We start from the raw sequence: 12442 nt of genomic DNA on the forward strand, positions 1-12442 counted from the left end.
TCCCCCAGCGGATCCATCCAGCCGGCGCCCAGCCGACCGGCCGATCATCAAGTCAACCACCCCAACCATCGACCAGTTCTCAAACAGTCAGTCAGGAGTCAGTCGTGGCCGACGAAGCGACGACACAGTGGCGCTCGGCCCTCGAAGTCCTTGCCGCCTCGGCCGAGCTCGGCCAGGGCAAGCTGTCCATCATTCGCACCACCCGCGCCGTCGACGTCGATGGCACGCTCGTCCTCATCGTCGGCTCGGGCTTCGCCAGGAACATCGTTGACAACGCTCGCGACCAGATCGCGCAGGCGTTGCGGAGGGTCGCCGGCTACGACGTCCCCTTCGAGGTCATCGTCGACACCTCGCTGGAGTCCTCCGGGCCCGCGTTCACCAACCGCGCGGACGCGCCTGCCATCCGCCTGACGACTCGGCCCGTCGTGGAGCAGATACCCGAGACCCCCCTCCCGGCGGTGACGGCTCCGACGCCGCCGGCGGCGCCCGCCGTCGAGCCCCCCTCCGCCGTCGGGGGCTACATGACCGGCGAGCCCTCACCGTCCGTGACCGTTCCCGACGCCGACGCCGACCTGAACCCGAAGTACACCTTCGATACCTACGTCACCGGCTCCTCCAACCGGCTGCCGCACGCCTCCGCGATCGCGGTGGCCGAGGCGCCCGCCAAGGCCTACAACCCGCTGTTCATCTACGGCGGATCCGGCTTGGGCAAGACCCACCTGCTTCACGCCATCGGGCACTACGCCCGCAGCCTGTACCCGTCGATCCGGGTCAAGTACGTCTCCAGCGAGGAATTCGTCTCCGACTTCATCGCCTCGGTGGCCGACGGCCGCATGGACGCCTTCAAGCGCCGCTACCGGGAGGTCGACATCCTCCTGGTGGACGACATCCAGTTCCTGCAGGGCAAGGAGCAGACGCTGGAGGAGTTCTTCCACACCTTCAACGCCCTGCACACCGCCAACAAGCAGGTGGTGCTCACCTCCGACCAGCCGCCCAAGGCGCTGGGAGGATTCGAGGAGCGGCTGCGCTCGCGCTTCGAGTGGGGCCTGCTGGCGGACGTGCAGCCGCCGGACTTCGAGACCCGCACCGCGATCCTCTCCCGCAAGGCCAGCGCCGAGGGACTGGACCTGCCGCCCGACGTACTGGAGTACATCGCCAGCCGGGTCACCACCAATATCCGCGAGCTCGAGGGCGCCCTCATCCGGGTGACCGCCTTCGCCTCACTGACCAAGCAGCCGGTGGACCGCACCCTCGCCGAGCTCGTGCTCAAGGACATCATCACTGACCCCGCCAGCGAGGAGATCACCTCCGCGCTGATCATGGCCCAGACCGCCGACTACTTCGGGATCACCATCGATGACCTGTGCTCGGCCAACCGGGCCCGCACCATCGTCCACGCACGGCACATCGGCATGTACCTGTGCCGTGAGCTCACCGACATGTCCCTGCCCCAGATCGGACGCGAGTTCGGCGGCCGCGACCACACCACCGTCATGAGCGCGGACAAGAAGATCCGCACCCAGATGGCCGAGCGGCGCGAGACCTACAACCATGTAGCCGAGCTCACTGCCCGCATCAAGCAGGCCGCCCAGTCCACCCCCGCCTCCTGACGCACCGAAGCCCCGACGCCTCCCCACGGCCCTACAGCCGCTGGTACATGCCGGTTGTGGACAGCGCTGCGGAGCGGCGGTGGACGACCACGACGCACCTGTGGAACTACAGCCCGTCTTCTGGGGAGTGCCCAACCGGGGAACTACAACAATCCACCGGCGGCCGGAGTCGTCCACGGAACCACGAATTTGTAATTCCACAGCCCGCTACCGCTCCACGCCGCCGCAAACGAGGCTTTTCCCCAGCTTCAACACCACCTACAACCCCTACCAGACCTGTCATTCACCGCGCATCCGGATCGCCCGCACCAGGGCTCCGGGGCCCCGGCGCACCCCTCGGTGCGGCACTACCGCCAATGCGTCTACACTCAGCGGCAAACCGGATTCACACCACGCACGCGCCGGCAATGCCCGGCCGCCGAGGAGGCACCACATGAAGCTCAGGGTCGACCGCGACGTCCTTGCCGACGCCGTCACCTGGACCGCACGCTCCGTGCCGGCCCGTCCCCCGGTACCCGTGCTCGCCGGCGTCCGCCTGGAGGCGACCGCCGCCTCCCTGGTCCTGGCGTCCTTCGACTATGAGGTATCGGCCCACTGCGAGGTTCCCGCCGACGTCGAGGAGGAGGGCGTCGTACTCGTCTCCGGCCGGCTCCTGGCTGACATCGCCAAGGCCCTGCCATCCAAGCCGGTGGACCTGGAGGTGGAGGGAACCAAGGTGACCGTGACCTGCGGGGCCTCGCGATTCGCTCTCGCAGCCATGGCCGCCGACGACTACCCGGCCCTGCCGCAGATGCCGGCGGTTGCGGGAACCGTGGACGCCCACGACCTCGCCGAGGCCGTCTCCCAGGTGTCGATTGCGGCCTCCCGTGATGAGACCCTGCCGCTGCTGACCAGCGTGCAGCTGGAGGTCGACGGCGCCTCCCTCACCCTCATGGCCACCGACCGCTACCGGCTCGCGGTGCGGGAGATGACCTGGCAGCCGCAGGATGAGCAGCTGTCGACTCACGCGCTGCTCAAGGCCCGTACCCTGTCCGACGTCGCCAAGTCCCTGACGTCGACGGGCGACGTCACGGTCGCCCTCACGCAGGCGGACTCGGCCGCGTCCAGCCTGATCGGCTTCGAGGCCGGCGGCCGCCGCACCACCAGCCTCCTCACTGACGGCGACTACCCGCCGGTGCTGCGCCTGTTCCCGGAGTCCACCACCATTCACGCCACCGTCGGTCGTGAGGAGCTCATGGGCGCAGTGCGGCGTGTGAGCCTGGTTGCCGACCGGGCCGCTCCCATTCATATGTCCTTCACCGAGGGCAACTTGGCGCTGGACGCCGGGCAGGGAGACGATGCGCAGGCCTCCGAGCAACTGGTCGCCCACCTGGAGGGCGAGGACATCGCCACGGCCTTCAATCCGGCCTACCTGCTAGACGGCCTCGGTGCCATCAACCAGCCCTACGTGCGCTTCGACTTCACCCACCCGTCCAAGCCCGCGGTCCTGACCGGTATGAGCGCCATCGGCGGTGAGGAGGACACCTCCTTCCGCTACCTGATCATGCCGATCCGCTTCGGCGCCTGAGGACGGCTCCCGCCCAGATGCTTTCGGCTGCCAGCGGCGCAGATCGCCAGGTGCGGTTGACGCAGAGGGAGACCCGCGGGCGTCCGCCGTCGGGAATCGGTCAAGGGGGGCACGGCCGCCGTGTACGTCTCTGACCTCGCACTGGACGACTTCCGCTCCTTCCACGAGCTGGTCCTGGCGCTTCAGCCCGGGCCGACGGCGTTCATCGGCCCCAACGGGCAGGGCAAGACCAACCTGGTGGAGGCGGTGGCATACCTGTCCACGCTGTCCAGCCACCGGGTCGGCACGGACACGGCGCTGGTGCGGCGGGCCCCGGTCGGCACTCCGCAGCCGGCCGGCGCCGTCATCCGGGCCAAGGTGGTGCATGGCGAGCGCCCCAGCGTCCTGGAGCTCGAACTCATCGCGGGCCGGGCCAACCGGGCCCGCCTCAACCGTTCCGCTGCCCGCCCACGCGACCTGCTCGGCGTGCTGCGCACCGTCGTCTTCGCCCCGGAGGACCTGGCGCTGGTACGCGCCGAGCCGGGTGTGCGTCGGCGCTTCCTGGACGATCTGGCGGTGACCCTGCGCCCCGCACTGGCGGGTGTGCGCGCGGAGCATGACAAGATCCTCGCGCAGCGCGCCAGCCTGCTGAAGTCCGCCCGCGCCTCCCGGGCCTCGACCGCATCCATGCTGTCCACCCTGGAGGTGTGGGACGCCCAGCTCGCGGCGGCGGCCGCCCGCCTGATCGGCGCCCGCGTCGACGTCGTGCAGCGCCTGCGACCCTGGATCGCCGAGTGCTACGCCGGGGTGAGTGAGGGCCGCTCGGTCGCCCGGATCGCCTACCGCGCCAGCCTGCTCTCCCATGAGGGCACCGCCGATCCTGATCCGACCGCCGAGGCGGCCTTCCTGGCGGCTGAGGAGTCGTTGGCGGACTCCGCCGCTGTTGCCGCCCGCCTGGAGCGGGCCATGGGTGACCTGCACGCCCGCGAGATCGACCGGGGCGCCAACCTGGTGGGCGCTCACCGCGACGACCTGGAGCTGTTCCTGGACGCACTGCCCGCCAAGGGATTCGCCTCCCACGGGGAGCAGTGGTCGCTGGCCCTGGCGCTGCGACTGGCCTCCTACGAGATGCTGCGCCACGACGTGGACGCCTACGGCGGAGACGGTGAGCCCGTACTGATCCTCGACGATGTCTTCGCCTCCCTGGACGATGCGCGTCGTCGCGCCCTGGCCGGGATCGCCGCCGATGCCCAGCAGGTGCTGCTCACCGCCGCCGTCGACGCCGACGTGCCCACCTCCCTGGCAGGCGCCCGCTTCCACGTGACCAACGGCGAGTCCGGATCCCGGGTGACCCATGACTGACCCGGCCTCCCACCCACACGCCGAGTCGGCCGACGCGCTGGCGGCCCGGGCCCTGGCCCGGGAGCGTGGGCGCGCCTGGGAGGCCGGGCAGAGCCGACGTGCCTTGAGCAGGCAGGCGGCGGACGCGGACGGTGTGGCCGCCTGGGACCGGCGTCGTGGCAAGGCCACGGACGACGACGGTGGCGGCGATGCCGCCGATCTGGACCGCGGCCCCGGCCTGCCGCCGGGACGTGACCGGCCCGGCCCCACCCGCTTCGACCCGCGCACCGGCAAGCAGGACCTGCGCCGCTATGCCGAGCGGCACGGCTGGGCCTCGAAGCTGGCCATGGCCAGTGTGTCGGTACGTTGGCGGGAGATCGTCGGCGAGCAGATCGCCGAGCACGCGGTCATTGAGACCTTCGAACCCGGCCGCCTGACCCTGCGGGCCTCCTCCAGCGCCTGGGCGCAACAGCTGCGGCTGCTGCTGCCCGGTATTGAGCGGCAGGTGTCGGAGGCGCTCGGCCCTGGCGGTGGCGCCGTCGAGATCCGCATCCTGGGGCCGGCCGGACCGACCTGGCGGCACGGGCGCTTCGGGGCCGCCCGCGGCGGCCGCGGCCCGCGCGACACCTACGGATGAGTCATCGTGTGGATGTGTGTAGTGGAGGGGCGTGTTGGTTACGCCCCTTCGGCGTCTGCTGCGCCGGTTGGACCTCTGTTGGAGACTCCAAAGCCCTTCAGCAAACACCTGACCGGCGTACTAGTGACCCAACCGGAGCAGTAGACCGCTGCGGCCACGGGCACCAGTGCACCGCCGAACCCGCCTTCATGACCCAAGCGCGCGGGGTCGTTCCCGCGGTGTTGGGGCCTGGTTGTCGGTGGTTGAAGGGGGCGGGTGGGTCTTGTGCTGCCCCTGGTTGGACCGCTTACGCCTAGTTGGACCGCTTACGCCTAGTTGGACCGCTTACGGCCCCGATGGACCGCTTACGGCCCCGATGGACCGCTGTAACCGGTGGCTACGGCGGTCCAACGGGGGCACAGGGGTCCAACGGGAGAACAGCGGTCCAACTGGCAGGCTCGCCGGACGCGCTGCGCTTACAGGTGATGTTGTCCACGTCGCATGCGGCGCCGTCGTGACCGGCGATCAACCGATACAAGGTAGAATCGCCACGGAAATGCCCATGGTGCGCCCATGGCCATGCGCAAGGTACCCACCTACACGCGCCGGGCCCCATGCCCGGATTCCGGCGCTTGAGTGAGCGCATGGGATGCCTGCCCGGTGCACATGACGAGGAGCAACTGATACGTGTCTGACCTGGATCAGCCTGTGACTGTCGGCGGCAACGCCGAGGATCTCGACGCCGCCACCGCCTCTGCGGCTTCGCCGACCGAGGCCGCGGGTGCCACCCGCACCGACCACGGTTACGACGCCGGCGACATCACCGTCCTGGAGGGACTGGAGGCGGTGCGCAAGCGCCCCGGCATGTACATCGGCTCCACCGGTGAGCGGGGACTGCACCACCTGGTCTACGAGGTGGTTGACAACGCCGTGGACGAGGCCCTCGCCGGCTACTGCGACCACATTGAGGTCACCATCCAGGCCGACGGCGGCCTGCGCGTGGTCGACAACGGCCGCGGCATCCCCGTGGACGAGCACCCCACCGAGCACAAGCCCACCGTCGAGGTGGTCATGACCATCCTTCACGCCGGCGGCAAGTTCGGCGGCGGCGGCTACGCCGTGTCCGGCGGCCTGCACGGGGTGGGTATCTCCGTGGTCAACGCCCTGTCCACCAGGGTGGACACCGAGGTGCGCCGCCAGGGCCACGTGTGGCGCATGAGCTTCGGCGACGGCGGAAGGCCGCTCACCCCCCTCGAGAAGGGCGAGGAGACTGACGCCACCGGCACCACCCAGACCTTCTACCCGGACCCGGCCATCTTCGAGACGACGGTCTTCGACTACGAGACCCTGCGTCGTCGTTTCCAGCAGATGGCCTTCCTGAACAAGGGCCTGCGCATCACCCTGACCGACGAGCGCGAGGGCGTGACCGACTCCGGCGATGAGATCACCGGCGACGAGCTCGGCGCCGCGGACGACCCGGTCAAGGGGCACCGCTCGGTCACCTACTGCTACGAGCACGGGCTGCGCGACTACGTCGCCTTCCTCAACCGCTCCAAGAAGGTCGAGCTGATCCACCCCGAGATCATCGACTTCGAGGCCGAGCAGGACCTCGGCGACGGGCGTGCGATCAGCCTGGAGATCGCCATGCAGTGGACCGGCGCCTACTCCGAGTCCGTGCACACCTACGCCAACACCATCAACACCACCGAGGGCGGCACCCACGAGGAGGGCTTCCGCACCGCGCTGACCACCCTGGTCAACAAGTACGGCCGTGAGAAGGGCCTGATCAAGGACAAGGACGACAACCTCACCGGTGACGACATCCGCGAGGGCCTGACGGCCGTTATCTCCGTCAAGCTCACCGACCCCCAGTTCGAGGGCCAGACCAAGACCAAGCTCGGCAACACCGAGGCCCGCACCTTCGTGCAGCAGACCGTCTACGCCCGGCTCGGCGACTGGCTGGACTCCCACCCCGCCGACGCCAAGGCGGTGCTGACCAAGGCCACCCAGGCCGCCGCCGCCCGCCTGGCCGCCCGCAAGGCCCGGGAGGCCACCCGCCGCAAGGGCGTGCTGGAGTCCGCCTCTATGCCCGGCAAGCTGCGCGACTGCTCCTCCCGCAACGCCGAGGAGTGCGAGATCTTCATCGTCGAGGGCGACTCGGCCGGCGGCTCCGCCGTCGGCGGCCGCGACCCCGAGCACCAGGCGATCATGCCGATCCGCGGAAAGATCCTGAACGTGGAGAAGGCCCGGCTGGATAGGGCCCTGTCCTCCGACACCATCCGCTCGCTGATCACCGCCTTCGGCACCGGCATCGGCGAGGACTTCGACATCAGCAAGCTGCGCTACGGCAAGATCGTCATCATGGCCGACGCCGACGTCGACGGCCAGCACATCGCCACCCTGCTGCTGACCCTACTGTTCCGCTACATGCGCCCCCTGATCGAGCAGGGACACACCTACATCGCCATGCCGCCCCTGTACCGGCTCAAGTGGGTGGGCGCAGAGCACGAGTTCGCCTACTCCGACGCCGAGCGCGACCAGCTGCTCAAGGCCGGCGCCGAGGCCGGGCGCCGCCTGCCCAAGGAGGGCGGCATCCAGCGCTACAAGGGCCTTGGTGAGATGAACGACCACGAGCTGTGGGAGACCACCATGGATCCGGCCAACCGGATCCTCAAGCGGGTCACCCTCGACGAGGCCGCGGACGCCGACGAGACCTTCTCCATCCTCATGGGTGACGACGTCGAGCAGCGCCGCTCCTTCATTCAGCGCAACGCCGCCGACGTCCGCTTCCTGGACATCTAGGCGCTCGGCGGGGCCCGGTCCCCGGCAGCGGCCGGGCCCGCCCGCCGACTCGCCGTCGGCCCGCGCACCGCGCCACCACTGAACCTCAGCACCCCACCAGCAAAGGAAATCCGTGAGCGACGAGACCACCGAGCTCCCCGCCCTGGAGCCGACCGGAGACCGCATCCACCCGGTCGACCTCCAGATGGAGATGCAGCGCTCCTACCTCGACTACGCCATGAGCGTCATCGTCGGACGCGCCCTGCCCGACGTGCGCGACGGGCTCAAGCCGGTTCACCGCCGCGTCCTGTACGCCATGTACGACGGCGGCTACCGCCCCACCGCATCCTTCTCCAAGTCCTCCCGCGTGGTGGGCGAGGTCATGGGTAACTACCACCCCCACGGCGACGCCGCCATCTACGACGCGCTGGCCCGCCTGGTGCAGTGGTGGTCGCTGCGCTACCCGCTGGTGGCCGGGCAGGGCAACTTCGGCACCCCCGGCAACCTGGGCCCGGCCGCGCCCCGTTACACCGAGTGCAAGATGGCGCCGCTGGCCATGGAGATGGTCCGGGACATCGAAGAGGAGAGCGTCGACTTCCAGGACAACTATGACGGCCGTAACCAGGAGCCCGTCATCCTGCCCGCCCGCTTCCCGAACCTCCTGGTCAACGGATCCGAGGGCATCGCGGTGGGCATGGCCACCCGCATCCCCCCGCACAACCTGCGGGAGGTCGCCAACGGCGTCCAGTGGTTCCTGGAGCACCCCGAAGCCTCCCGGGAGGAACTGCTTGAGGCACTGATCGAGCGCATCCCCGGGCCGGACTTCCCCACCGGCGCCACCATCCTGGGGCGGCGCGGCATCGAGGACGCCTACCGCACCGGCCGCGGCTCCATCACCCAGCGGGCCGTCGTCAACGTCGAGGAGATCCAGGGCCGCCAGTGCCTGGTGGTCACCGAGCTGCCCTACCAGGTCAACCCCGACAACCTGGCCGACAAGATCGCCCAGCTGGTGCGCGACGGCCAGATCACCGGCATCGCCGACATCCGTGACGAGACCTCCGGCCGCACCGGCCAGCGGCTGGTCATCGTCCTCAAGCGCGACGCGGTCGCCAAGGTCGTCCTGAACAACCTGTACAAGCGCACCCAGCTGCAGGACAACTTCCCCGCCAACATGCTCGCCCTCGTGGACGGGGTGCCCCGCACGCTGTCCCTGGACGGCTTCGTGCGCCACTGGGTGGATCACCAGATCGACGTGATCGTGCGCCGCTCGCAGTACCGCCTGCGCAAGGCCGAGGAGCGCCTGCACATTCTCGAGGGCCTGCTCAAGGCCATTGACGCCCTGGACGCCGTCATCGCCCTGATCCGGCGCTCTCCCACCACCGATGAGGCGCGTACCGGCCTGATGGAGCTGCTCGGCGTCGACGAGGCCCAGGCCGAGGCCATCCTCTCCCTGCAGCTGCGCCGCCTGGCCGCACTGGAGCGCCTGAAGATCCAGCAGGAGTCCGACGAGCTGACCGCCCGTGTGGCCGACCTGAAGGACATCATCGCCGACCCGGCCCGGCAGCGCCGCATCGTGTCCGAGGAGCTGGCCGAGATCGTCGACAAGTACGGAGACGACCGCCGCACCAGGATCCTGCCCTTCGACGGGGAGATGAGCGCCGAGGACCTGATCCCCGAGGAGGAGGTCGTCGTCACCATCACCCGCTCCGGCTACGCCAAGCGCACCCGGACCGACGCCTACCGCTCTCAGCACCGCGGCGGCAAGGGAGTGCGCGGGGCCTCCCTGCGTGAGGACGACGTCGTCGACCACTTCTTCGTCACCTCCACCCACAACTGGCTGCTGTTCTTCACCAACCTCGGCCGCGTATACCGGGCCAAGGCCTATGAGCTGCCCGAGGGCGGTCGTGACGCCAAGGGGCAGCACGTGGCCAACCTGCTCGCCTTCCAGCCGGGCGAGGAGATCGCCCAGGTGATGGAGCTGGGCGACTACCAGCAGGCCGACTACCTGGTGCTGGCCACCCGAGGCGGCCTGGTGAAGAAGACCCGCCTGGCCGAGTACGACTCCAACCGCTCGGCCGGACTGATCGCCATCAACCTGCGCGAGGACGACGACGGCAACCCCGACGAGCTGGTCTCCGCGGCGCTGCTGTCCGCCGGGCAGGACCTGCTGCTGGTCTCCCGGCACGGCCAGGCCCTGCGCTTCACGGCCGACGATGCCACCCTGCGGCCCACTGGCCGTGCCACCAGTGGCGTGACCGGCATGCGCTTCCGCGACGGCGACTCCCTGCTGGCCATGGACGTGGTGGACCCGGCCTGGGAGGACGCCGACCTGTTCGTCGTCACCGAGGGCGGCTACGCCAAGCGCACCCTAGCCACCGACTATCCGGTCAAGGGGCGCGGCGGCCTGGGCGTGAAGGTCGCCGACCTGGTGGAGGAGCGGGGCGACCTCGTGGGTGCCCTGACCACCGCCCCCACAGATGAGGTCATGTGCATCATGGCCTCCGGCAAGGTCGTGCGCAGCGCCGTCGCCGAGGTGTCCCGCACCGGCCGCAACACGCGCGGAGTCACCTTCGCCAAGCCCGACGCCGGCGACCGCATCATCGCCGTCGCCCGCAACCCCGAGCAGGAGCTCGAGGAGGTCGCCTCCGCCGACTCGGCGGACTCAGGCGACTCCGCGCCGTCGGCCGACGAGGCCGCGCCCGCCTCCGGCGACACGGATGCCGAGAACACCGGGGTGGACGCTGCGGGCGAGGGCGTCGGCACGGTATCGTCGGAGGACGACGAGAGTGAGGTTCAGGCATGAGTCAGCCGGAGTCCTTCCCGCCCGCCCAGGGCGGACAGACGCAGTCCCCCGCCGCAGCCGATCCGGCTGCCTCGGTTGCGGCCCAGCCGGCCGCCGAGTCGGCCAAGGAGTCGGCCGAGGCGCAGCCGAAGGCCGCCAAGACCATCGTCGGCCCGCGCCGGGTCAGGCTCGCCCTGACCCGCATCGACCCCTGGTCGGTGATGAAGGCGTCCTTCCTGCTGAGCGTGGCCGCCGGCATCATGATGGTGGTCGCCGCCGCCTTCGTGTGGTTCATGCTGGATGCGATGCACGTGTTCTCCACCATCCAGGATCTGGTGGGCACGGTCATGGACTCCAGCAACAACGCCTACTCGGCGCTGATCGAGTACATGAAGTTCTCCCGCGCCATCTCCATGGCCACCGTCATCGCCGTCGTCAACATCATCCTGACGACTGCACTGGCCACAATCGGCGCGTTCCTGTACAACATCACGGCTGCGCTCGTCGGTGGGGTTCATCTCACACTCGCAGATGAGTGATCCCATTTGGTAGCTGACGACTCGGTGGGCTAGTCTCTTCCGCGTCGCCCGGGCCTATAGCTCAGTTGGTTAGAGCGCATCCCTGATAAGGATGAGGTCGCTGGTTCGAGTCCAGCTAGGCCCACCGTCCGCGGTGGAACATGAGGAGGCTTCATGAAGAGCCGAACGCTCCTGCTCACCGCGGCTTTTTCGTTCCTGGCGGCCGCCGGCTATGCCACCTGGCTGAAGCTGGAGGCCGACCGCATGGAGCGAGCCGCATGGGCGGAGGTCACCGACCCCGTCGCATGACCGGGGGCCATGGCGCAATTGGTAGCGCACCTGCTTTGCAAGCAGGGGGTTACGGGTTCGAGTCCCGTTGGCTCCACTCATCCCTCCCGCCCGAGTCCACTGGGACCGGCGGATCTCCCCCAGGATCGCCACTGATCACGCGTGCGGCGGCGAGGTCGTAGCGGCATCGGGGGCGAATCAGGGCGATTCCCCATGGTGCGCGGCGCAGGCCGGGGTCAGACTTGCGCCATGAGCACACAGACACCTGGGGCCATGGGCCCCGACCACAACCCCGGAGCCGACCCGGAGGGCGGGGCGCCGCGCACCGTCGTCGACTGGATCACCGTCGCCGGAGACCAGCTGGTGGCCACCGTCAAGCAGCTCGTCGCCGACGGGAACGTCCGCCGCGTCATCCTGCGCGACTCCTCCGGTAGAGAGTTCCTCAGCGTGCCGCTCACCGCCAGTGCCGTGGTCGGCGGCATCACGGTGCTTGCGGCGCCGGTACTGGCCGCCATTGGCGTCGTCGCCGCCATGGTCGCCGAGGTCACCCTCGAGGTGGAGCGCACCGACGTCGTCGGCGTGAATGATTCCGAGGACGGCACGACGCCGCCGTCGAGCCCTGACCCGGGGGAATGAGTAGCCGCCTGGACGCACGGTATGGGTGGGTCATGTCTGTGACTGCCGCTCTCCAAGGAGGCACTCGCTGAGGCGGTGGCGCTGTGAACCGGCAGGCATACCGGCTCCCTCACCCCGCAATGCCGGACGCCGCGCCCACAGACACGAGGGGCCCGATAACCGCCGTCGTCGAGGGGCTTGTCCGACCGCAGTACGCCGTGTCGACCCGATTGGGGTGGTGGCCGCCAAGGATCAGGCAGCCGAGGGATACCGGGCGATGGACGAGCGCCGCGGCAGCTCAGCGCCGCGGCCCACCCCGATTGCTTTCGCGCCGACAGAGCATCC

The 12442-nt window shown here is 69.5% G+C and carries 9 protein-coding genes and 2 tRNA genes; all 11 read left to right on the forward strand.

Annotated elements, in window-relative coordinates; genetic code table 11:
* Positions 1-104: 104 nt before the first annotated feature.
* On the forward strand, positions 105-1610 hold the full coding sequence (gene dnaA / locus E4J16_RS00005) for a chromosomal replication initiator protein DnaA (protein WP_136312888.1): 1506 nt from the start codon (positions 105-107) through the stop codon (positions 1608-1610).
* 433 nt (positions 1611-2043) lie between these two features.
* Positions 2044-3177, forward strand: a complete 1134-nt coding sequence (dnaN, locus tag E4J16_RS00010; RefSeq protein ID WP_136192077.1) for a DNA polymerase III subunit beta — start codon at positions 2044-2046, stop codon at positions 3175-3177.
* A gap of 120 nt (positions 3178-3297) precedes the next feature.
* Positions 3298-4518, forward strand: a complete 1221-nt coding sequence (recF, locus tag E4J16_RS00015; protein WP_136312889.1) for a DNA replication/repair protein RecF — start codon at positions 3298-3300, stop codon at positions 4516-4518.
* The gene (locus E4J16_RS00020; RefSeq protein WP_204519877.1) at positions 4511-5134 is read left to right on the forward strand and encodes a DciA family protein; all 624 of its coding nucleotides are present in this window, start codon (positions 4511-4513) and stop codon (positions 5132-5134) included. Before recF ends, E4J16_RS00020 begins: the two co-directional genes overlap by 8 nt.
* 687 nt (positions 5135-5821) lie before the next feature.
* Entirely contained in the window at positions 5822-7915 is a 2094-nt protein-coding gene (gyrB, locus tag E4J16_RS00025) for a DNA topoisomerase (ATP-hydrolyzing) subunit B (protein ID WP_425591806.1), read from the forward strand.
* A 112-nt stretch (positions 7916-8027) separates the two neighbouring features.
* Entirely contained in the window at positions 8028-10697 is a 2670-nt protein-coding gene (gene gyrA, locus E4J16_RS00030; RefSeq protein ID WP_136312890.1) for a DNA gyrase subunit A, read from the forward strand.
* On the forward strand, positions 10694-11215 hold the full coding sequence (locus tag E4J16_RS00035; protein WP_136192081.1) for a DUF3566 domain-containing protein: 522 nt from the start codon (positions 10694-10696) through the stop codon (positions 11213-11215). The genes gyrA and E4J16_RS00035 overlap by 4 nt, the downstream gene beginning before the upstream one ends.
* Before the next feature lie 50 nt (positions 11216-11265).
* Positions 11266-11339, forward strand: a tRNA-Ile gene (locus tag E4J16_RS00040).
* 29 nt (positions 11340-11368) lie between these two features.
* Positions 11369-11503, forward strand: coding sequence for a DLW-39 family protein (locus E4J16_RS15395; protein ID WP_210729194.1), 135 nt, complete (start codon positions 11369-11371; stop codon positions 11501-11503).
* Between the two features lie 3 nt (positions 11504-11506).
* Positions 11507-11579: transfer RNA gene (locus E4J16_RS00045), tRNA-Ala, on the forward strand.
* A 152-nt stretch (positions 11580-11731) separates the two neighbouring features.
* Positions 11732-12118 carry a DUF4342 domain-containing protein gene (locus tag E4J16_RS00050; protein WP_204519878.1) on the forward strand — a complete coding sequence of 129 codons (387 nt, stop codon included), beginning with the start codon at positions 11732-11734 and terminating at the stop codon, positions 12116-12118.
* Positions 12119-12442 lie beyond the last annotated feature (324 nt).

Source organism: Actinomyces procaprae (assembly GCF_004798665.1).
Taxonomy (GTDB): Bacteria; Actinomycetota; Actinomycetes; order Actinomycetales; family Actinomycetaceae; genus Actinomyces; species Actinomyces procaprae.

Bases quoted from the DNA above. Each gene is read 5' to 3' on its own strand.
- dnaN (WP_136192077.1), top strand. From the start codon at position 2,044: ATGAAGCTCAGGGTCGACCGCGACGTCCTTGCCGACGCCGTCACCTGG.
- E4J16_RS00020 (WP_204519877.1), top strand. From the start codon at position 4,511: ATGACTGACCCGGCCTCCCACCCACACGCCGAGTCGGCCGACGCGCTG.
- E4J16_RS00035 (WP_136192081.1), top strand. From the start codon at position 10,694: ATGAGTCAGCCGGAGTCCTTCCCGCCCGCCCAGGGCGGACAGACGCAG.
- E4J16_RS15395 (WP_210729194.1), top strand. From the start codon at position 11,369: ATGAAGAGCCGAACGCTCCTGCTCACCGCGGCTTTTTCGTTCCTGGCG.
- E4J16_RS00050 (WP_204519878.1), top strand. From the start codon at position 11,732: ATGAGCACACAGACACCTGGGGCCATGGGCCCCGACCACAACCCCGGA.